This window comes from Rahnella sp. R3(2024) (genome assembly GCF_042920125.1).
Lineage (GTDB): Bacteria > Pseudomonadota > Gammaproteobacteria > Enterobacterales > Enterobacteriaceae > Rahnella > Rahnella rivi.
In genome coordinates, this window is sequence record NZ_JBHGBU010000001.1 from 1,105,704 (window position 1) to 1,127,241 (window position 21,538).

At 56.7% G+C, this 21,538-nt stretch carries 20 protein-coding genes; 4 read left to right on the forward strand and 16 right to left on the reverse strand.

Annotation, left to right across the window (positions count from 1 at the left end):
- Positions 1-18: 18 nt before the first annotated feature.
- Positions 19-600 (reverse strand): D-sedoheptulose 7-phosphate isomerase, encoded by a 582-nt coding sequence (gene lpcA, locus ABSH60_RS04830; RefSeq protein ID WP_056781669.1) that lies wholly within the window; start codon positions 598-600, stop codon positions 19-21.
- Between the two features lie 268 nt (positions 601-868).
- Between lpcA and fadE the strand changes: the two genes are divergently transcribed.
- Complete coding sequence (fadE, locus tag ABSH60_RS04835; protein ID WP_390972942.1) at positions 869-3,337, forward strand: acyl-CoA dehydrogenase FadE; 2,469 nt, start codon at positions 869-871, stop codon at positions 3,335-3,337.
- An 81-nt stretch (positions 3,338-3,418) separates the two neighbouring features.
- Here fadE and ABSH60_RS04840 read toward each other — a convergent pair whose 3' ends face one another.
- The 3 genes from ABSH60_RS04840 to mtnK form a co-directional block, all read right to left on the reverse strand.
- The gene (locus ABSH60_RS04840) at positions 3,419-4,816 is read right to left on the reverse strand and encodes a carbohydrate porin (RefSeq protein WP_390972944.1); all 1,398 of its coding nucleotides are present in this window, start codon (positions 4,814-4,816) and stop codon (positions 3,419-3,421) included.
- A gap of 295 nt (positions 4,817-5,111) precedes the next feature.
- Positions 5,112-5,582, reverse strand: coding sequence for a DUF1456 family protein (locus tag ABSH60_RS04845; RefSeq protein WP_056781497.1), 471 nt, complete (start codon positions 5,580-5,582; stop codon positions 5,112-5,114).
- A 95-nt stretch (positions 5,583-5,677) separates the two neighbouring features.
- Positions 5,678-6,877 carry an S-methyl-5-thioribose kinase gene (gene mtnK, locus ABSH60_RS04850; protein WP_122097375.1) on the reverse strand — a complete coding sequence of 400 codons (1,200 nt, stop codon included), beginning with the start codon at positions 6,875-6,877 and terminating at the stop codon, positions 5,678-5,680.
- 117 nt (positions 6,878-6,994) lie between these two features.
- Between mtnK and mtnA the strand changes: the two genes are divergently transcribed.
- Complete coding sequence (mtnA, locus tag ABSH60_RS04855; protein WP_390972946.1) at positions 6,995-8,023, forward strand: S-methyl-5-thioribose-1-phosphate isomerase; 1,029 nt, start codon at positions 6,995-6,997, stop codon at positions 8,021-8,023.
- A gap of 76 nt (positions 8,024-8,099) precedes the next feature.
- Here mtnA and rbsK read toward each other — a convergent pair whose 3' ends face one another.
- From rbsK to ABSH60_RS04915, 12 genes are all read right to left on the reverse strand, one after another.
- The gene (rbsK, locus tag ABSH60_RS04860) at positions 8,100-9,032 is read right to left on the reverse strand and encodes a ribokinase (RefSeq protein ID WP_122097373.1); all 933 of its coding nucleotides are present in this window, start codon (positions 9,030-9,032) and stop codon (positions 8,100-8,102) included.
- Positions 9,029-9,973, reverse strand: coding sequence for an allose kinase (gene alsK, locus ABSH60_RS04865; RefSeq protein ID WP_390972949.1), 945 nt, complete (start codon positions 9,971-9,973; stop codon positions 9,029-9,031). Before alsK ends, rbsK begins: the two co-directional genes overlap by 4 nt.
- A gap of 15 nt (positions 9,974-9,988) precedes the next feature.
- Positions 9,989-10,669 carry a D-allulose 6-phosphate 3-epimerase gene (gene alsE / locus ABSH60_RS04870; RefSeq protein ID WP_390972951.1) on the reverse strand — a complete coding sequence of 227 codons (681 nt, stop codon included), beginning with the start codon at positions 10,667-10,669 and terminating at the stop codon, positions 9,989-9,991.
- Between the two features lie 38 nt (positions 10,670-10,707).
- Positions 10,708-11,793, reverse strand: coding sequence for an ABC transporter permease (locus tag ABSH60_RS04875; protein ID WP_390972953.1), 1,086 nt, complete (start codon positions 11,791-11,793; stop codon positions 10,708-10,710).
- Positions 11,794-11,804: 11 nt separating this feature from the next.
- Positions 11,805-12,794: an ABC transporter permease gene (locus ABSH60_RS04880; RefSeq protein ID WP_390972955.1), complete on the reverse strand. Its 990-nt coding sequence runs from the start codon at positions 12,792-12,794 to the stop codon at positions 11,805-11,807.
- Positions 12,787-14,319: an ATP-binding cassette domain-containing protein gene (locus ABSH60_RS04885; protein ID WP_390972957.1), complete on the reverse strand. Its 1,533-nt coding sequence runs from the start codon at positions 14,317-14,319 to the stop codon at positions 12,787-12,789. The genes ABSH60_RS04880 and ABSH60_RS04885 overlap by 8 nt, the downstream gene beginning before the upstream one ends.
- A 2-nt stretch (positions 14,320-14,321) precedes the next feature.
- Entirely contained in the window at positions 14,322-15,308 is a 987-nt protein-coding gene (locus tag ABSH60_RS04890; protein WP_221298082.1) for a substrate-binding domain-containing protein, read from the reverse strand.
- A 2-nt stretch (positions 15,309-15,310) separates the two neighbouring features.
- Positions 15,311-16,183, reverse strand: a complete 873-nt coding sequence (locus ABSH60_RS04895; RefSeq protein ID WP_056781519.1) for a DeoR/GlpR family DNA-binding transcription regulator — start codon at positions 16,181-16,183, stop codon at positions 15,311-15,313.
- A gap of 450 nt (positions 16,184-16,633) precedes the next feature.
- A complete protein-coding gene (locus ABSH60_RS04900) occupies positions 16,634-17,377 on the reverse strand; it encodes an SDR family oxidoreductase (RefSeq protein ID WP_390972959.1) in 744 nt (247 codons plus the stop codon).
- A 95-nt stretch (positions 17,378-17,472) separates the two neighbouring features.
- Positions 17,473-18,018: an acireductone dioxygenase gene (locus ABSH60_RS04905; RefSeq protein ID WP_056781525.1), complete on the reverse strand. Its 546-nt coding sequence runs from the start codon at positions 18,016-18,018 to the stop codon at positions 17,473-17,475.
- Between the two features lie 11 nt (positions 18,019-18,029).
- A complete protein-coding gene (gene mtnC, locus ABSH60_RS04910) occupies positions 18,030-18,716 on the reverse strand; it encodes an acireductone synthase (RefSeq protein ID WP_056781528.1) in 687 nt (228 codons plus the stop codon).
- On the reverse strand, positions 18,713-19,327 hold the full coding sequence (locus ABSH60_RS04915) for a methylthioribulose 1-phosphate dehydratase (protein ID WP_390972961.1): 615 nt from the start codon (positions 19,325-19,327) through the stop codon (positions 18,713-18,715). Before ABSH60_RS04915 ends, mtnC begins: the two co-directional genes overlap by 4 nt.
- Before the next feature lie 205 nt (positions 19,328-19,532).
- On the opposite strand from ABSH60_RS04915, the gene ABSH60_RS04920 reads away from it, so the two are divergent.
- Positions 19,533-20,693 (forward strand): methionine aminotransferase, encoded by a 1,161-nt coding sequence (locus tag ABSH60_RS04920; RefSeq protein ID WP_390972963.1) that lies wholly within the window; start codon positions 19,533-19,535, stop codon positions 20,691-20,693.
- Entirely contained in the window at positions 20,681-21,454 is a 774-nt protein-coding gene (locus ABSH60_RS04925; protein ID WP_390972965.1) for an amidohydrolase, read from the forward strand. Before ABSH60_RS04920 ends, ABSH60_RS04925 begins: the two co-directional genes overlap by 13 nt.
- Positions 21,455-21,538: the final 84 nt, after the last annotated feature.

Below are 21,538 nucleotides of genomic sequence, written 5' to 3' on the forward strand. Positions count from 1 at the left end.
TCCTTTACTGCAAAGGGCTTATGCCTTCGCCATCTCTTTTTCGATCAGAAGAATCAAAATGTGAATAACTTTAATGTGGATTTCCTGCACACGGTCAGCGAAGCCGAAGTGTGGAACGCGGATTTCCACGTCAGCAGATCCGTCCATCTTGCCGCCGTCTTTACCGGTCAGGGTAATGACTTTCATGCCTTTGGCACGCGCAGCTTCAATAGCTTTGATGACGTTTGCAGAATTCCCGGACGTGGAGATGCCCAGCAGAACGTCGCCCTTCTGACCAACCGCTTCCAGATAACGAGAGAAAATATACTCATACCCGAAATCGTTACCCACGCAGGAAATGTGGCTGACGTCAGAAATCGCAATCGCCGGGTAGCCCGGACGGTTCTCACGGTAGCGGCCGGTCAGTTCTTCCGCAAAATGCATGGCATCGCAGTGTGAACCGCCGTTGCCGCAGGAAATCACTTTCCCGCCCGCTTTGAATGAATCCGCCAGCAGCACTGCTGCACGTTGAATAGACTCAATATTTGCCGGATCGCTGATGAATTTATTCAGCGTTTCAGCAGCTTCGTTCAGTTCAGTACGGATAATATCCTGGTACATAGCAGCCTCTTTTATGTCCATTTGCAGCCGTTGAAACACAGCCGATAGCAATAAAACTTTCCGCTGTGCAGTGTAACGGATCGGCGGATCGGCGAGAAGCAATGAAGCGGTAATGATTCCGATAGTTTCCATTTTTGACGCTTCGTGCGGCCGGATTGTGAGCTGTGTTGTAATTAGTATGTAAACACATTGATAAAGAAATGAGCATGAACTAAAACCATTGTATCCCTACAACAGGTCAGACCTCCTACTACTCAGGAGCATTACTATGATGGTTCTCAGCATTGTTGCATTTGTCGTTATCCTTGGTGCGCTGTTTTATCACCGCGTCAACCTCACCCTTAGCAGCCTGATTTTACTGGCGTTCACCGCCGTGATGGGTGCGATCAATCTGTGGACGCTGTGGCTGTTAGTGCCACTGGCGATCCTGTTGCTGCCACTGAACATCCCGGCCCTGCGCCGTTCATTCTTCTCCGGCCCGGCCCTTCGCACCTTCCGCAAAGTCATGCCAGCCATGTCACGCACGGAAAAAGAAGCGATTGAAGCCGGTACCACCTGGTGGGAAGGCGACCTGTTTGGCGGCAAGCCGGACTGGAAAAAGCTGCAGGATTATCCTGAGCAGCGCCTGACCGAAGAAGAACAGCGCTTTATCGACGGCCCGGTGGAAGAAGCCTGCCGCATGGCGAATGATTTTGAGATCACTCACGAACTGGCTGATTTGCCGCCGGAGCTGTGGGCGTATCTGAAAGAGCACCGCTTCTTTGCGATGATCATTAAGAAAGAGTACGGCGGCCTCGAATTCTCGGCTTACGCTCAGGCTCGTGTTTTACAGAAACTGGCCGGTGTGTCAGGGATCCTGGCAATCACCGTCGGCGTACCAAACTCCCTCGGTCCGGGCGAATTGCTGCAACATTACGGAACCGAAGAGCAAAAAGATCACTATCTGCCGCGTCTGGCCGAAGGTCTGGAAATTCCGTGTTTCGCACTGACCAGCCCCGAAGCGGGTTCTGATGCCGGCGCAATCCCGGATTTCGGTATTGTGTGTAAAGGCCAGTGGCAGGGCAAAGAAGTGCTCGGTATGCGCCTGACCTGGAACAAGCGTTACATCACGCTGGCACCTATCGCCACCGTGCTCGGTCTGGCATTCAAACTGAAAGACCCCGATCATCTGCTCGGCAACGAAACTGATTTAGGCATCACCTGTGCGCTGATCCCAACGGATACCCAGGGTGTGGAAATCGGCCACCGTCACTTCCCGCTGAACGTGCCTTTCCAGAACGGTCCGACGCGGGGTAACGACATTTTTGTCCCGATCGACTACATCATTGGCGGCCCGAAAATGGCCGGTCAGGGCTGGCGTATGCTGGTGGAATGCTTGTCCGTGGGCCGTGGCATCACGCTGCCGTCAAACTCCACCGGCAGCCTGAAATCTCTGGCGATGGCGACCGGCGCTTATGCCTATATCCGCCGTCAGTTCAAACTGCCGATCGGTAAAATGGAAGGCATCGAAGAGCCGCTGGCACGCATCGCGGGGAACGCTTATGTCATGGACGCGGCGGCGACGCTTATCACCAACGGCATTATGCTGGGTGAAAAACCGGCGGTGCTGTCGGCGATTGTGAAATATCACTGTACGCACCGCGGTCAGCGCGCCGTAATGGATGCGATGGATATCACCGGCGGTAAAGGCATCATGCTCGGTAAAAGCAACTTTGTTGCCCGCACCTATCAGGGCGCGCCGATTGCCATCACCGTGGAAGGGGCCAACATCCTCACCCGCAGTATGATCATCTTTGGTCAGGGCGCGATCCGCTGCCATCCTTACGTGCTGCGTGAAATGGCGGCAGCGGAGAAAAATGATCTGGTCGATTTCGACCGGGCGCTGTTCGGCCATCTCGGCCACGTCGGCGGCAACACCGTGCGCAGTTTCTGGCTCGGCCTGACCGGCGGGCGCACCAGCGATACGCCGGTGAACGATGTCACCGCCCGCTACTATCAGCACATTAACCGCCTGAGTGCCAATCTGGCGCTGCTGGCCGATGTGTCAATGGGTGTTCTGGGCGGCAGCCTGAAACGTCGCGAACGCATTTCCGCCCGTCTCGGTGATATCCTCAGCCAGATGTATCTGGCGACAGCCACGCTGAAACGTTTTGATGAAGAAGGCTGTCACGAGGCCGATTTACCGCTGGTCCACTGGGGTGTTCAGGACTGTCTGCATCAGGCGGAAGTGGCGATTGACGATCTGCTGCGTAACTTCCCCAACCGTTTCATCGCAGGCGTCATGCGTCTGGTGGTGTTCCCGCTGGGTGGCGCTCACGCTGCACCGTCCGACCAGCTGGATCACGAACTGGCGCGGATTCTGCAAGTGCCTTCCGCCACCCGCAGCCGTATTGGTCGCGGTCAGTATCTGACGCCAAGCGAGCACAACCCGGTCGGTCTGCTGGAACAGGCGTTGCAGGATATTCTGGCCGCCGAACCGGTTCACAAACGTCTGTGTGAGGCGATGGGTAAAAAACTGCCGTTCACCCGCCTGGATATTCTGGCGCAAAAAGGTCTGGATGCCGGGCACCTGAGTGCTGACGATGCGCGCATTCTCAGCCGTGCGGAAGAAAGCCGTCTGCGTTCGATTAACGTTGATGAATTTGAACCGCACGAACTGGCCGCACATCAGCCAAAGGAAGAGGCAAAAACGCTAAAAAAGGATGAAGCGAAACCGCGTCATACTGAAGCCGCCTGATCCTCTTTTCTGACCAATAAAAAAGCCTGAGTGCAAAACACTCAGGCTTTTTCTTTTGTATTGCCGAAGTAAGACCGGAAATCAGAAGAAGTATTTGAAGCGCACGCGCCCGCCGTAACGTTGCTCGCTGTCGTCGTCATTGGAATAGGTTTTATCCCCATCCAGCATCGACATATACGCCCCGAGATAGACGTTAAAGTTCTGCATATTCATCACGTTCGGGATCAGGTAGCTGGCATGAATGGTATGAATATCATAGCTGCCCGGCTCATTGAACCAGTCGTCATCGTAGTCAGACGCACGCACGCCATCCATGCTGAAGTCTTCGATTTTGTTATGCGCGTAGATGTAGCCCAGTTCGAAACGTTTCCACAACGCATTCGCGCCGACCGTGAAATCTTTTTCGTCGCTGGCATCCATGTACGCCGTGCTGAGGTTTGCCACGATGCCATTTTCAGGGTCCGCTTTCTGGCCGTTCCAGGTCATGGTCATGCCGTAACCGTTACGTTTAGACTGATCGATGGTTTCGCCCTGATCATTCTTGTAACCGTACGCATTGTTCACCACGTTGGTTTCCGCCGCCGCCGCCACCGAGAACGCCTCCCCTTTCCAGGCAATCACAGGGCGCAGATACGCCACGTTTTTATCCTGTTCCAGTTTGTTACCGTGGTAGTTTTGCTCGGCGAACAGCGAGGTCCCGTCTTCGAGCAAGGTATTGAGCTCGAAATACCAGTTGCCGATATTTTTATTCAGCAGGATGTTACCGCCGCTGTCGCTGCGTCCGCGCCCTTCTTTCATCATATACACATAGCCGTAGCCATCGGCATACAGGTCGTTGGCCGTATTACCGGAGTACTCGATGAAGGTATCCTGATTAAGCGGGAACATATCGTAAGCTTCGAACCGGCCAATTTTGGCCATCCAGTCTTTCTCTTCACCGAAGAAGAACGCGGCATCATCAAGGGTCATTGACCCGTTGAGGTCGGCGGTCGGCTGAACAGAGAATCCGGAGAACTGGCCGTTATCATTTCGGCGATAACCATCAAGGCCGATCAGTAAACGCCCGTTCACATCCCAGCGCTCATTGGTGCCTGGCCGCCAGTTTTTATTATCACTGGTGCGTATTGATGTTAATTGTCCGCTGCGGCTGGCGCCGTCGACGTTAAATTCCACATCGCCGTATAATTTCAAATTATCGAAACCATTCAGTGTTAATAATTTGTCTTTCGATATTCCTTCGGTTTTCACTTCTACCGGATTGGCTTCTTTCACGCTGGCTATTTCCTGCCCGCGCTGCACATCCTGTTTTTTCAACTGTTGGATCTGTTTCTCTGCCGTATCTGCCCGTGCTTCAGCCTGCTGGAGACGCTGTTCAAGCAGTGCCATACGCGCTTCCAGACTGGAGGGAGCCCCCGAAGCAAACGCGGAACCCGACACCGCAAGACCCATCAAAAGAGCAATCGGCTTAATTTTTCTCATGTGTTGATGTCCTTTTCTTATACCCAGATTAACATTCAGCGTTGAATTAAATTCAGCTGTATTATTTTTTTAAAATATAAGCCAGTGGAGGTTTGGCGAGGACTGAAGATAATAGGCAGAGGAATGGACTGTCAAAAAACAAACCGGTGAAACGTGAAGTTGAACTGTAATAACGAAATTTCATTCCTGTAAAACCAATAAACGTAAAACGGGGCGCTTTTATTAAAAGCGCCCCGTTTAATATGTCATTTAAATAAATACATTTAATTTATTTATCAGCTGAATTCGTTAATGCTCAGCTTTTTTTAGGACGGACTCTGGCCGTCAGGCCTTTCAGAAAGTAACGCAACACCTGATCACCGCACGGGCGGTAGTTCTTGTGGCCTTCTTTGCGGAAGAATGCGCTCAGTTCGCCTTCGGAGACTTTAAAATCTGCCGCCGTCAGCACGGCGATCATGTCTTCGGTTTTCAGCTCAAACGCCACACGCAGTTTTTTCAGCATGATGTTATTGGTCAGGCGTTTTTCAACTTCCGGTGCCGGGAAGCGATCGTCTTTACCGCGTCTGAAGGTGATCAGGCCGTTAAGGAAGTTCGCCATCACTTCATCAGGCACTTCCATGTAACCTTCTTCATCTTCTTTTTTCAGATAACGGGACATCACTTCAGGGCTGACCGGCGTGCCGGTTGTCTTGAGGATCTCGATCAGCTGGCCTTCGCTCATATCCAGCATGTAGCGGACACTGCGTAAGACGTGGTTATGCATCATAATTCTGTATTCCTGTTAAAAGTAAACCGAGGAAATGCCACCGGGTTTACCCCTACGCACCTCGAAGGCGGGCATTATACAAGAAACTCACAGGATTAGCTGAACTGACGTATCCGTGCAATAAGTGACTCCACGTCGCTGATTTGGTGTGCAGTGAGGATCAGTTTTTGGCCGAGGCTCAGCGCATGGCGCTGACAATCGGCGCGCATCTCTGCATCTTTAATGGTATCGAGATCCGCCACGTGCGCCAGCCCGATGGTGCGGCGGATAAGCTCCGCGCCGCAATATCCCACGGCATCGTGCCAGACATCTTGCAGGTAGATTTCCGCATAACCCGGTTCCGCCAGCGTCGGATCCTGAGATTTTTCACGCGCCAGTTGCAGGAAGCGTTCGGAAAAACTCAGCCACAGCTCGCGCACATCTTTCAGGCGCTGTTCACGGCCATCCGCCGCTTCGCGCACGCCCAAAAGCCCCGGCAGACCGCAGTAATTGAGCAGTAAATTGCCGATAGCCGAACCCGGATCAAATCCCAGCGGGCCGTAATAACCAAATTCTGCATCGATGGCTTTGAGTTTACCTTCAGCCACGAAAATCGAACCACTGTGAATATCCCCGTGCAGCAGCGCTTCGGCTTTCGTCAGGAACCGGTGTTTCAGCGCGGCCACGGCCAGCCGCAACGGTTTATCAGCGCGCAGCGCGGTCACTTCTGGCAGCAGCAGCGGATCCACATTATTGCGTTCATGATCGACGTACGGATCGGTGAAAAACAGATCTTCGGTGATCTGACAGAGTTCAGGGTTAGTAAAGCGCGAGACTTCGGCTTTCTTGGTTTGCGCATTCTGGTAGAAATCGGAGGTGTGAAACAGCGTCTGTGCCAGATACTCGCCCAGCTGGCTGGCGGCCTGCGGGTAGTCGTTCCCCTGCACCAGTTCGCTGCGCCAGATCTGATGATCCGACAGATCTTCCTGCACCATCACCGCCAGTTCCGCGTCGTGATGCAGCACTTTGACCGTATGTTGCGGGCAATACTGACCGTGAATAATCAGGGTTTCGGCTTCGATGCGCGCGCGATCTAACGTCAGTGGCCAGGACTCGCCCACGCAGCGCACATAAGGCAGCGCCTGTTTGACAATCACCCGGCTTTTCCCCGTCGTATCACGGATCTTGAACACCAGGTTCAGGTTTCCGTCACCGATTTCATCGGCGGTGACCAGGGAGTGTGGATCCGCCACGCCGCCGAACTGGCGGGCATATTCAACGGCATCTGCGGCGGTAAACGTGTAGTAGCGCGACATCCTGACCTCTCGAATTCTTTTTTCAGCCTTAAAAGCGTTTAGACGTCTATACATCTATAAAACATGTTGGCAGAATAAGTAATCAGATGCAACTGGGCAACAAGGATTTAACCGACCATGCAAAGTCTCACAACCACCAGTTTACGAATTCGCGAAAATCAGCTGTGGATCCTCGATCAGCAGGCCCTGCCCCAGCGCGCTGACTGGCGTGAATGTCGCGACGTCAGCGAGCTGGTGGATCACATCCGCACCCTGCGCGTGCGCGGTGCGCCACTGATTGGCTTGTCCGCCAGCCTGCTGCTGGCCTTGCTGGCCGAAGAGGGAATGTCTCAGGATGCCCTCCATGATTCACTGGAAACTCTGCGCGCCTCGCGCCCGACGGCGGTTAACCTGATGAACAATCTCGACCGCATGAAAGCCGCATTGCATCAATCTGATTACGTGAAAGCGTTAGCGGAAGAAGCCCTGCGTCTGGTGGAAGAAGACCGGGCACTGTGCGACAGCATTGCGGATCACGGTGCCGCGCTGGTCAAGCCCGGCAGCCGCCTGCTGACGCATTGCAACACCGGCGGGCTGGCAACGGCGGGCGTCGGCACGGCGATTGGCGTTATCCGCCGCGCGCACGGGCTGGGCAATGTGCAACAGGTGTGGGTGGATGAAACCCGACCGCTGTTACAGGGCGGGCGCCTGACGGCCTGGGAGCTCGGCGAACTGGGCATTCCTTACCAGCTGATTTGCGATTCAATGGCCGCCAGCCTGATGGCACAAAAACGCGTGGATGCCATCTGGGTCGGTGCTGACCGTATTGCCGCCAACGGCGATGTCGCCAACAAAATTGGCACTTACAGTCTGGCAGTGCTGGCGAAATACCACGGCATTCCGTTCTATGTCGCCGCGCCGCACACCACCCACGATCCGCACTGCCCGAACGGTGCCGCGATCCCCATCGAGCAGCGCGCAGCGAGTGAAGTGACCGGCGTTTCCGGCAGTTTTGGTGCCGTGCAATGGGCACCGGATGACGCGCAGGTTTACAACCCGGCGTTTGATGTCACTCCGGCTGAACTGATCAGCGGATGGGTGCTGGATGTCGGTGTGGTGACGCCGGTTCAGGTGCGGGATGGGATATTGACTCAGGCGCTGAAGTAGCAAGTGCTTGCTTTGCTCTTCCCCCGTCCAGGGGAAGAGCATGAAAAAACCCGCAACCGCCTGTCGCCGTGAAGTGTTAAACCACCGCCATCCCCATTCTTTCCCGTGCTTCCTCATACGTCGGCATCGATGCCGCCGCGCCTGCCCGTTCCACACAAACAGACGCATAGGCAGAAGCAAATTGTGCCGCTTCGCGAAGGGTGACACCGGCGGCAAGCTGCGAAGCCAGCGCACCGTTAAAGGCGTCGCCTGCGCCGGTGGTATCAACCGGGGTGGCCGGACAGGCGTGGATAATCTGCGTGTCGCCGTTCACCGAAAGCAGCGCGCCCTGCGTGCCCAGGGTGATGATCAGCGCCTGTATGCCTTTGGCGTGCAGCGCGTGAGCGGCGCGTTCAGCGGAAGGAATATCGCAGACGTCGATGCCGGTGAGCAGCGTGCATTCCGTGGCGTTTGGCGTGAGTAAATCCACCTGCGCCAGCAGATGGTCGGACACCGGCTGGAACGGCGCGGGGTTGAGGATAATGTAGGTGCCGTTGTCTTTCGCGATGCCGATCAGTTTTTCAATCGCAGGCAGATTGTTTTCGAGCTGAGTCAGCAGGATATCGGCGGCAGCCACCGCCGGGCGGCACTGTTCCACTTCTTCGTCGGTGACCGTCAGGTTTGCGCCCGGATCGACGGCAATCATGTTTTCGGCATCAGCGCCGGCGACATAAATCAGCGCGTTGCCGGTCGGGCATTCGCTGGTGGAAAACAGCGTGACGGCGTCGAAACCGGCGCTGTCGAGGTGGCGGCGGGCAAACATGCCGAAATCATCGCGCCCCACTTTGCCGATGTAATGCACCCGCGCACCGGCGCGCAGCGCGGCGACCGCCTGGTTTGCGCCCTTGCCGCCCGCCCCCATCATGCTGTTGCGGGCAATCAGGGATTCGCCCGGTTTGGGGAAACGCGCCATGCCGGCGACGATATCGAGGTTGAAAGAACCAAATACGCATACCTTGCCTTTGTTCATGCCTCTCTCCTGAAGGAAAATGTTCCGGCAGCCAGAGCTGGCTGCGGCGGAAAAACGCGCTGTGCGGCTAAACACGCGCCACGGCAGCCCGTCTCGTCGGTCACGGCGCTGAAATGAATCGTGAGATCGTTGGCCGGATACGGACTGCGTAAATGGCTGCGTAACTGCCGTTCGAGTTCGGCCAGCGGGAAGTTCTCCATCGCCAGCACGCCGCCGCCCAGCACTAAATAACCGGGATCCAGAATGTTCATTTCGCTGGCGACAGTGCGCGCCAGCCGTGCCACAAATTCGGTTAAATCCACATGCCCGGCGTGACGCACAAACAGCTCGGCGAACGGCGTCTGTGGCGCGTGTTGCCGCGCCCAGCCGGTCAGCCAGTTACCGGAAGTGAGCGTCTCGACGCAGCCGGTTTTACCGCAGGGGCAGAGTAGCGGATTCCCCGCCAGCGGAATGTGCCCCAGCTCCCCGGCACCGCCGTGCGCGCCGTGGTAAAAATCCCCGTTGATCCACAAACTGTTGCCAAGACCCGTGCCGAGATACAGCCCGACGGCGACATCCGGCAGCGCGCCGTGCTGCGTTAAATCCCACCACATCAGATGGTTAACGTCTTTGTCCATCGCCACCGGCAGATGCAAACGTTGTGAGAGCAGCGCCGCCACCGGCTGGTTATCCAGCGCGGAAACAAACGGCAGCGACAACACGGTCTGGCGGTCGCGGGACAATACCCCCGGCAGCCCGAGCATCACCTGCGCCACCTGATGATGCGGATCCTGCTCCTGCAAATACGCCGTGATCAGGTTTTCCAGCCCCTGTAACGGGTCAGTCTGCCCCGCCCAGCGTTGGGTCGGGGTTTTGTGGTAGCCGCGAAAATTTTGCTGGCTGTCCATCAGCATTAAACGGGTATTGGTGCCCCCGACATCCACTCCAAGAAAGTGCGGCATACGGCTCTCCTGCCCTCAGGCTGCGTGACGCGCCTGACGCATCTGATCGAGCATTTTGTCCCAGGCAATATCCAGATCGCTGTCCAGCGTGAACAGGCCGGAACTGCCGACGATCAGCACTTCCGCCCCCGCGCTCATCAGATCCTGATAGGTGCGAAGATTGCAGGATCCGTCGATTTCGATCAGGTAGCGGTAACCTTTTTGCTGTTTGAGATCGCGAAGTTGCGCGATTTTCCCGAGCATTTCAGGGATGAACGGCTGACCGGCATAGCCCGGATCCACGGTCATCACGGTGATTTTATCCAGCAGATGAATGTAGTGCTGGATGTACTCCACCGGCGTCGCGGGGTTGAGCACCACGCCGACTTTTTTCCCCAGCGAGCGGATCTGATTGATGATGCGGAACGCGTCGCGATTAATGGTTTCGGCGTGCGGGCAGATAAAATCGGCACCGGCAAGGGCAATCGGCTCGATAAAGTCAGCCGGGTTTTCCACCATCATATGCACGTCCAGAACCAGCGGCGTGTGCGGGCGGATCTGCTCGATAAAGAACGGCGACAGCGTGATATTTTTGACGTAATGGCCGTCCATGATGTCGATGTGCAGCATGTCGGCGCGGCGGTTCAGCACTTCGAGTTGCTGTTTGATGTCGATCAGGCTCATGCACATCAGCGACGGAGAAATTTTGTATTCCATGATGTTTTCCTAAGTCAGAGGCAATGTTAAAAGAGTGTTTAAGGTTGAGCCGCCCGCGCTTTGGCAGCGCTCATTCGCCCCGCCCTTTTTTGCAGAAAACGGCTGCGGAAGAATTTCAGCGCCAGCACCACAATCAGTACCGCGCCCCACATCGCCAGGCTGAAATGCGGGCTGACGTTCATCAGGTTCAGGCCGGTGGAAATCACCTGCAGGACAATCAGCGAGAGCACCACGCCCGCCACTTTGCCGAATCCGCCGTTGGGATCTGTGCCGCCGAGAATGATGGCGAGCACCGTCAGCAACAGATAGGAATCGCCGTAGCCCATGCGCGCCGAGTTAAAGCGCGCCATCATGATCAGCCCGGCAATTACGCATAACATGCTGGAAATCACGTAGATGGCGATCAGCACGCGGTGGGTATTCACGCCGCTGAAATGGGTGGCGTTGATGTTGCTGCCGCTCATGTAGATGTATTTACCGAGGCGGGTGCGTTCTAAAAACACCGCGACGAAGGCCGCCGTCAGCAGGAAGATAATCAGCGGCACCGGCACGCCGAGCAGGGTTTCCGCGCCGATAAAGCGCACCATATCCGGCATGCCGCTAATCGCCGCGCCGCGTGAAAGGTAGATGCCGACGCCGTTCACCATGGTCATGGTCGCCAGCGTCACCAGAATCGGATGTGCGCCGACATAGGCCACCAGCGCGCCGGTCAGCATGCCAATCACCAGCGCCAGAATCATTGCGCCGACCAGCGCCAGTGTCAGCCACACCGCCTGCATCGCCATGCTGGCATCCGGCGGCAGCCAGGTGAGAAACACCCACGCCATCAGCAGGCTGGTCAGGTTCGCGGTGGCGATAATGCACAGGTTCAGGCCACCGCTGAGGATCGGGATAAACATCGCCAGCGTCAGTAAACCGAGTTCCGGTAACTGGAAGGCGACGCTCATAAAGGTGGCGTCACTGAAGAAGCGCCCCGGCATCGCCAGGCTGAAACCGATGATCACCACCAGCAATAACAGCGATAACCCGAGCGTAGTGTTGTCGACTTTCAGCTTGCCGATTTTCAGGCGAGGCCGCGCATCGGGCTTCGCTTTAAGACTCACATTTCTGCTTTTTGCGAACATAGCGGTTTTCCTCAGGCGAAGCCGACTTCGGTTTCTTTGCGTTTCTTATAATGGGTGACGGTGATGGCCGCGACGATCACCACGCCGATGACGATATTCATGAAGTAACTCGACACACCGATCAGGTTGAGGCCGTTTTTCAGCACGCCAATCAGGAACACGCCCATCAGGGTGCCGACCACGCTGCCTTTGCCGCCGTTGAGGCTGGCGCCGCCGAGTACCGCCGCGGCCAGCACATCCAGCTCGCCGCCGACCAGCGCATTCGGCACCACTTCACCGACGCGATACACCTGCACCAGCCCGCCAATCGCCGCCATCGCGCCGAGATAACCGTAAGCAAACAGATGCAGTAACCCGACGCGGATACCGATTCGGCGCGCAGATTCCTGATCACCGCCGACCGCAAACAGCTGGCGTCCGAGATGGGTTTTGTTGAGCAGGACCCAGCTCAGCCCGGCCACCGCCAGCATCACCAGTACCGGCAAACCAATCTGATAATGCTGCTCGCCGACGCTGAACGGCAGCACGCGGATCGGCGTGGTCAGCCAGTCCGGCAGTTCGTACAAGCTGGTGCCGTTGGTCAGCCACATCAGCATGCCAAACAGCAGCGACTGCATACTGATGGTGACGATGATCGACACGATGCGCAGGCAGTAGATCAGAATGGCGTTGATCATCCCGAGCACCGTGCCGATGGCGACCGCCAGTAAAATGCTGCCGGTCGGGCTGCTCAGGCCGTAGTGGATCGCAAGCGTAGCGATGGTGTACTGCACGACCGACGCCACGGCGGCGAACGAAATATCAATGCCGCCGGTGACCAGCACCACAAACAGGCCGAGGGCGAAAATGCCGCTGACGGCGTAGCTTTCGGTCAGGTCCAGCAGGTTCTGCAAGGTCAGAAACTGGTTGGTCAGTAAGGAAAAGGTGACAATAACCACCAGCAAAACCCAGGCTAAATAACCTTCGTTGCTGGACGGGCGTAACCGGCTGAGCTTAAGCATTGACCGCCTCCGCAAGTTGTTGCTGGGTGATCGCGCCCGGCAGATATTCACCAACCACCGTGCCTTCACTGAAATGCAGCACGCGGTCGCAGTTGAAATAGACTTCCGGCACTTCGTCGGAAATCAGCAGGATAGAAATCCCCTCTTCTGCCAGCTGGTGGATCAGCTGATAAATGCTGGCTTTTGCACCGACATCGACGCCGACCGTTGGCGAATCGAGGATCAGGATTTTCGGCTGCGTCAGCACCCATTTCGCGAGCACGATCTTTTGCTGATTGCCGCCGGAAAGCGTGGAGATCGCCTGATCAGGGTTAGCGACTTTGACGCCGAGTTTTTCGATCCACTGCTGGATGATCTTGTTTTTGCTGTATTCGTCGATCAGGTGAAAACGGCTGCGCAGCTGATCCATGATCGCCAGCACGGTGTTGTCGCCGACCGACTGTTGCTGGATCAGACCGAGCGTCAGGCGATCTTCCGAGACATAGCCGACGCCGGCTTTGATCGCGTCTTCATGGCTGCGAAAACGTACCGGTTTGCTGTCGAGGTAGATTTTGCCGCTGTCCGGTTTGGTCATGCCAAACAGGCTGAGCGCCAGTTCGGTGCGGCCCGAACCGAGCAGGCCGCACAGGCCGAGCACTTCTCCGGCGTGCAGTTTGAAACTGACGTCGTGGTACTGGCCCGCGCGGCTGAGTTTGTCGGCTTCCAGCATGATGCGTTCGTCATTCATGTTGGCGGCTTTCAGGCGGTAATCGAGTTTCAGGCCGGTCATCAGTTCGGTCAGGCGTTCGCTGCTGACTTCGGACGCGGGGAAGGTGCCGACTTTTTTGCCGTCACGGATCACCGTCACGCTGTCGGAAATCTCCAGCACTTCATCGAGGCGATGGCTGACAAACACCACGCTGATGCCTTTGCTTTTCAGGTAATGCACGGTGCGCAGCAGCTGATTCACTTCGGTGCGGGTCAGCGAGGCGGTCGGTTCATCCATAATCACTAAGCGCGCATCGGCCACCAGCGCGCGGCAAATCGCCACCTGCTGACGCTGGGCAATCGGCAGCGCCGAGACTTTGCTGTCGAGATCCAGCGTGTAGTTCAGCTCAGTCAGAATGCGCTGTGCGGTTTCCCGCAGACGGGAGGGACGGTACCAGCCCATCAGCCCTTGCAGGTTGTGGTCAAACGCGATGTTCTCGAACACGCTGAGATTGGGGAACAGCGACAGATCCTGATAAATCACCTGCACGCCAAACTGCCGTGCCTGATCCGGTGACAGTTTGCTGAAACGCTGGCTGCCCTGCGAGGCCGAGGTGAGCGTGATCTGGCAACCGTTGTCCGGCTGGTAAACCCCCGAGATCACTTTGATCAACGTACTTTTCCCGCAGCCGTTGGTGCCCGCCAGGCAGTGAACTTCGCCCTGCATCAGCCGCAGGGAAATGTCGTTGAGCGCACGCTGTCCGCCAAAGGTTACCGACAGATTTTGCACATCAATCAGCGGCGCGTGGTCTGTTTGAATGATCTCGGAGATAGCCATGATTACAGCCCCATTTTGACCAGTTTCGGCAGGTTGGCTTTGTCCAGGCTTTCGGTTTCGTTGCCCAGAATGGTGCGCGTTGCCTCGTCGACTTTCACTTTGCCCATGCCTTCAATGGTCATGCCGTCAGTGATTTTTTCGCCTTTTTCCAGCTTCTCGGCGATGCGCACGAAGACTTCACCGGCGACCATCGGGTTCCAGATAAAGCCGCCCTTGATCGCGCCGGCTTTCACCAGACTTGCGCCCTGACCCGGACTGAACGGCCCGAACACACAGATGTCGTCCGTTTTGCCACGGTTAAGCACCGCGCGGCCTGCGCCAATCGGGCCTTGTGAGCCGATCGCCAGAATGCCTTTCAGGTTGGCGTCTTTGGACATCAGATCGTTGGTGGTGCGGATGCTGTCATCGAGCGATTCACCGACGCCGAATTTGTCACCGACCAGATGCATATCCGGATAGTGTTCTTTCTGGTAATTGATGGCGGCATCGGCCCATTTCTGATGCAACGGCACGGTCAGACTGCCGACGTATACCGCGTAATCGCCCTTCTCTTTCATGCACTGCGCCAGCGCGACCATGTGAGTAATGCCGTGCTGCGTGGCATCGACCATTTCGAAATCCCAGTCGGCGTATTTCTGATCCGGCGATTCATGCACGATGACTTTGATCCCGGCGTCGTGGGCGCGTTTCAGCACCGGCTCCAGCACGCGGGCGTCGTTCGGCACCACGCCGATCACATCCACTTTCTGCGCGATCAGATCTTCAATCGCACGCACCTGCAATGCCGGATCCGCGCTGGTCGGCCCGACCTGCCACGCGTCGATCCCGCGTTTGGCCGCTTCGCTTTTGATCCCGGCTTCCATCGCGTTGAACCAGGCGTTACCGCCCACTTTCACGACCACGCCCATGCGGATTTTGTCGGCGGCGTGCGCAGACAGGGACAACATGGCTGTGGCGAACAGGCAGGCAAGAACGGATTTCTTGATCATGTTTACTCTCCTGGTAGGTCAGTTATGTGCCGCAGCTGACGCGCCGTTGCGGCTGTTTTAGTTTTTTTCTGTAGGGGTGACGGAGAAACTTCAATCACGTTAACGTTGCTCCAGGCCAGTTCCTGGCGGAATTCTTCATCCTCCAGATGGTCTGTTATCAGTGTGTCGATTTCCCGGTAGTGGCAGATCCGCGCAAAAGAGCGGCGGCCGAATTTGCTGGCGTCAGCCAGCAAAATTTTATGCTCGGAGGACAACAGCATTTGCTGTTTCAGCCGCGCGTGATGCTCGTTACTTTCACGGATCCCGCCTTCGTGGCTGATGCCGTGACAGGAGAAAAACAGCTTGTTGATGACGAACTCTTTCAGCATTTGTTCGGCCAGCACGCCGACGAAATCTTCATACTTCGCCGAATATTCGCCACCCAGCCCGATCACCCGCACATTGGCTTTCACCGCCAGCGTCTGAATGATGTGCACCGAGTTGGTCAGCACCACCAGCTGAATGTCGGGCAACTGGCGCGCCAGAAACCAGCTGCTGGAACTGCTGTCGAGCAGCAGACAATCGCCGGGATTGATCAGCTGTAACGCCCGTTTGGCGATGCGCGTTTTGCTGTCCGGTGACTGATTACTGCGGTCCCGAAAGGATTCGCCCTGCTCGATCTGCGAAGGCACATAGGTTTTTTCGCCCGCCGAATGCTCCATAAACACCGCGCCGCCGTGGCTGCGTAACAACACGCCGCGCTTTTCCAGCAGCGCCAGATCCCGCCGCGCCGTTTCCAGCGAGATGCGGCATAACTGCGCCACTTCCTGCACCAGAATGCGTCCGCGCTGGCTGAGAATTTCGGTGATATAACGATGTCGCTCTACTGGCAGCATGTGGTGATTCCTCTTTCCCGATGTCAAATAGGATACGCAGCCGGATGCTCACGGAATGCGCAGTGCCTCAAAGGCGACCGTGCGCATTTTTTGCCACAATCGTCTTGTGATAGTTGTCACGAAAAGGTGAGAAAAGATGAAATGTTAAAGTTTGGATCTGTGGCGGGAACGGCATTAAATCGTCATTTGCGTTGCAACAAGACAGCAACAGATTTGCAAACGGTCACAATTCCTCGCGCTTACCGCTGACCGTTAATGACCGTTTGTGTGGAGTTGACCGTTTCAGCGATCAGTGGATAAAAACGCTGGCGCTGCGCCGGAAATTCGCTGTTTCACAAGATCAACAAACGCGCCTTTAATAGACGCGCCGGGTGCGGCAAGGGAGGTGGGTTTACGCGGGTTTAAGCGGGGTAAAACAGATGAAAAACGGGGAGCGATCCCCGTTTTCTGTTATCTGCCGCCTGCCAGCTCGAGAAAGCTGCCGGTGACGTAGGAGGCTGAATCTGACAGCAGCCAGGAAATGGCCTGAGCGACTTCTTCCGGCTGGCCGCCGCGCTGCATCGGCAGATTGGCTTTCACCCGATCCACCCGCCCCGGCTCGCCGCCGCTGGCGTGCATGTCAGTGTAGATAAGCCCTGGCCGCACGCCGTTAACGCGAATACCGTACGCCGCCACTTCCAGCGCCAGACCGGTGGTCAGGGTATCCACCGCGCCTTTCGACGCGGCGTAATCCACATATTCGCCCGGCGCGCCCAGACGGGAAGCGGCGGAGGAGACATTGACAATCGCCCCGCCATTTCCGCCATGACGGTGCGACATGATTTTCACCGCCTCACGGCAGCACAGGAAATAACCGGTCACGTTGGTAGACAGCACTTTGTTGATACGTTCGGCGGAGAGATTTTCAAGGGTTGTCTGCTGGAACAAAATCCCGGCGTTATTCACCAGCGCGCTAACCGGCCCGAGTTCAGCGTTCAGACGTCTGAACATCGCCACAACCTGTTCTTCGTCGGCAATATCGGCTTTCAGGGCGATGGCTTTACCACCAGCCTGAAGGATGTCATCGACGACAGACTGCGCGGCGATGTCGTTATTAACGTAATTCACACCGACGGCGTAACCCTGCTGCGCAAGGAGAAGCGCCGTTGCGCGACCAATACCGCGGCTGGCACCGGTGACGAGGGCGATTTTCATAAGGAGGCTCCATCAGGGAAGTGAGGAAAGTGACGGCGCGGGCCGACGCCCACGCCCTTGCTACGGGCCTTAAACTTTCTTAAAGGCGAAAAAGCTTATTCCCCCAGCCGCGGATAGGCATCCGCAATCTTATCCCCGGTGAAGTGCGCCACCCAGCCTTCCTGATTATCGAATACACGGATCGCGGTGAAAGAAGGCGACCCGCCCATATCAAACCAGTGGCGGGTATTGGCCGGCACCGAAATCAGATCGTTTTTCTCGCACAGGATCTGAAAAATCTTCCCGTTCAGGTGCAGACAAAACAGCCCTGCGCCTTCCACGAAGAAACGCACTTCGTCTTCCCCGTGGGTATGCTCGGAGAGAAATTTGGTGCGCAGCACGTCGCGCTGTTCGTGGTCCGGGCGCATGCTGATCACGTCCCAGCTCTGATAGCCCTTCTCGGCCACCAGTTTGTCGATTTCATGCTGATACGCGGCAATCACGTCCTGCGGCTGCGGGTTCTCGCCCAAATCGCGATCGGCCTGCCAGCGTTCAAAACGCACATCAATTTTACTCAGTTCGGCGGCGATGGCCTCGCCGTCACGGCTTTCCCAGACGGGTGCCGAAGGATCCTGGTCACTAAAAATCGTCAATGCACTCATGGTCAACCCTCTTATAAGAATGTTTCTAAGGCTATCTGATCAAAACGATTTACTTGCAGGTGATCGCTGAGCTCGTCAGCGTCATCGCGGATCAGCTGACAGGTGTGCCAGCCCGCTAAGCGCGCGGCGTCCAGTTCCTGACGGATGTCCGATAAAAACAGCAGATCCTGCGGCGGCAATATCAGCTGTTCGGCGATGTTCTGATACGACTCCGTTTCACGCTTGGCACCCACGCGGGTATCGAAATATCCGCTGAACAGCGGCGTTAAATCCCCCGCATCGCTGTAGCCAAACAGTAATTTTTGCGCGTCCACCGAACCGGACGAATACACGCACAGTTGCAGGCCTTCGGCTTTCCACGCTTCCAGCTGCGGCGCGACGTCGTCATAAAGATGTCCGCGAAAATCACCGTTCTCATAACCGGTCCGCCAGATGATGCCCTGCAACACTTTCAGCGACGTCGATTTCACGTCGTTATCCATGTAAGTGAAAAGCTGCTCGATCAGCGCTTCGACGCTGGCCTGTGGCCGGTCGATTTCAGCGCGCAGGGCGTTCAGCGCGCCCGCGACGTCCGGCTGCTCATGCTCATGACGCAGGAATTCGGCGAGGCGCTGACGGGCATAAGGGAATAACACCTGATGCACAAAGCGGATATCCGTGGTGGTACCTTCAATATCAGTGACGATGGCGCGGATCATTTAGCCTCCAGCAGACGACGTTGCAGTTCACACTGGAATAAGAATTCCAGCCCTTCCAGGTGGCGGCGCGCTTCGGCCACATCTTTGCCCCAGCAGGTCAGCCCGTGGCCGCGCAGCAGAAAACCATACTGCAACGGCGCGTGCTCTGCCGACGCCATGATCTTCTGCGCCAGCGCAGGAATATCCTGGCTGTTGTCGAAGATCGGGATCACCACCTGATCAAGGTGCGAGGTCTGGCCGCTGAGCGATTTCTGCATCTCATAGCCTTCCAGCACCAGCGCGCCGCTGCGCTCAACCCGCGACAACACGGTCGAGTTCACCGAATGGGTATGCAGCACCGCACCTGTTTCAGGATAGCGGGAATACAGCATCGTGTGCAGACCGGTTTCCGCAGACGGACGGCGGCCGCCGGGTGCCAGCCCGCTTTCCAGTTCCACCAGCAGGAAATCCTCTGCGGTGAGCGATCCTTTGTCTTTTCCTGATTCGGTGATCAGGCAATGTGCATCGCCTTCACGGATCGACATATTGCCGCCCGTCGCCAGGCTCCAGCCCTTCTGACCAATCCAGTGACAGGCCGCCAGCAGCGCGCCCAGTTGCAAATTCTCTGTCATCGTATTCCTGAAAAGCTGTGCGTTGAGGGACGGAGTTCGGGATGAAAATGGCGATATCTATGATTTATAGCGATATACACAATGTGTTGCCGCTTAGACCAAATTGGCATTTAGCCATCTAAGCGTCTCGATTGCCAAATATTAACATCGTGTTATATTGTGAGCAACATCGCTATCTGCACCGGTCCAGGAGTATTGACCCGCCATGAGCACAGCCGCACTGATCCCCGAAAGTAAACTTCCTGCCCTGGGCACCACGATTTTCACCCAAATGAGTGCCCTGGCGCAGAAACACAATGCGATTAACCTGTCGCAGGGTTTTCCTGATTTCGATGGCCCGCAATATCTCAGAGATCGTCTGGCGTATCACGTCAGTCAGGGCGCGAACCAGTACGCGCCGATGACCGGCACCGCGCCGCTGCGCGAAGCGATTGCCGCGAAAACCGAACAGATTTACGGCTATGCCCCGGATGCCAACACCGACATCACCATCACGGCGGGCGCGACAGAGTCGCTGTATATCGCCATCACCGCGCTGGTGTCGAAAGGTGACGAAGTGATCGCCTTTGATCCGAGCTATGACTGTTATGCCCCGGCGGTAGAGCTGGCGGGCGGCGTGATGAAACGCATTCAGTTGCAGCCGCCGGAATTCAACGTGAACTGGGCGGAATTCGCCGATCAGATAACCGACCGCACCAAACTTGTGATCATCAATACGCCGCACAACCCGTCGGCCACCGTCTGGCGCCACAGCGACGTTGAGCAGCTCTGGCAGACCATTGCGGATAAACACATTTTTGTGCTGAGCGATGAAGTGTATGAGCACATCTGCTTTGCAGCGGAAGGCCACGCCAGCGTGCTGCGTCATCCCGAGTTACGTCAGCGCGCCATCGCGGTGTCGTCATTCGGCAAAACCTATCACATGACCGGCTGGCGCGTGGGCTATTGCATCGCACCGGCGGTCATCAGCGCGGAACTGCGCAAGGTTCACCAGTATCTGACCTTCTCCATCACCACGCCGGTGCAGCTGGCGCTGGCGGATATGCTGCGGGAAGCGCCGGAACACTGGCAGGAATTACCGGCCTTTTATCAGGCCAAACGCGACCGTCTGGCGCAGGGGCTGGCGAACAGCCGCCTGAAAGTGTTACCGGGCCAGGGCACCTATTTCCTGCTGGTCGATTACAGTGACGTGTCCGATTTAGACGACGTTGCCTTCTGCCACTGGCTGACTGAACATGCGGGCGTGGCGGCGATTCCGATGTCGGTATTCTGCGCCGCCCCTTTCCCACATAAACTGATCCGGCTGTGCTTTGCCAAACAGGAAGCCACGCTGGACGCTGCCGCGGAGCGCCTGTGTCAACTTTAAAACTGTCCGTACTGCAACAGCCGCTGGTGTGGCTGGACGGCGAGGCCAACCTCGCGCATTTCGATGGCCTGCTCGGTGCGCTGACCGGCCGCGACCTGATTGTTCTTCCTGAAATGTTCACCACCGGTTTCGCCATGCAGGCGCCGGGCAGCGCGTTGCCGCAGTCGCGTGTGGTGCAATGGCTGCAACAGTGGGCGCAACAACTGAACGCCATGATTGGCGGCAGCGTCGCGCTGAGTACAACAGAAGGTGCCGTCAACCGTTTCCTGCTGGTTGAACCTCAGGGGAAAGTGCATTTTTATGACAAGCGCCATCTGTTCCGCATGGCCGGTGAACACCATTATTATGTGCCGGGTAAACGCCGTGAAATCGTCGAATGGCGCGGCTGGCGGATCCTGCCGCAGGTTTGTTACGACCTGCGTTTCCCGGTCGCCTCGCGCAATAATCAGGATTATGACCTGGCGCTTTACGTCGCCAACTGGCCGGCACGCCGCAGCCACCACTGGCAGACGCTGCTTACCGCCCGCGCGATTGAAAATCAGGCTTACGTGGCCGGATGTAACCGCGTCGGTGATGACGATAACGGCCATCATTACAGCGGTGACAGCCTGATCATTTCTCCGCAGGGTGAAGAACTCGCGCGGGCCGAGCCGGGCTCCGCGATGATTATTGACGCCGAACTGTCGCTGGAAGCATTGCAGGATTACCGGGAAGCCTTCCCCGCCTGGCGCGATGCCGACACGTTTTTGCTGCACGAGTGATCGGCCAGAAACGCAGCCTTTCGTCAGGGAAAGCTCGCGTCAGTCACGCCGGGGCTGTTTGATAAAACGAAAAAACCGCCTGTG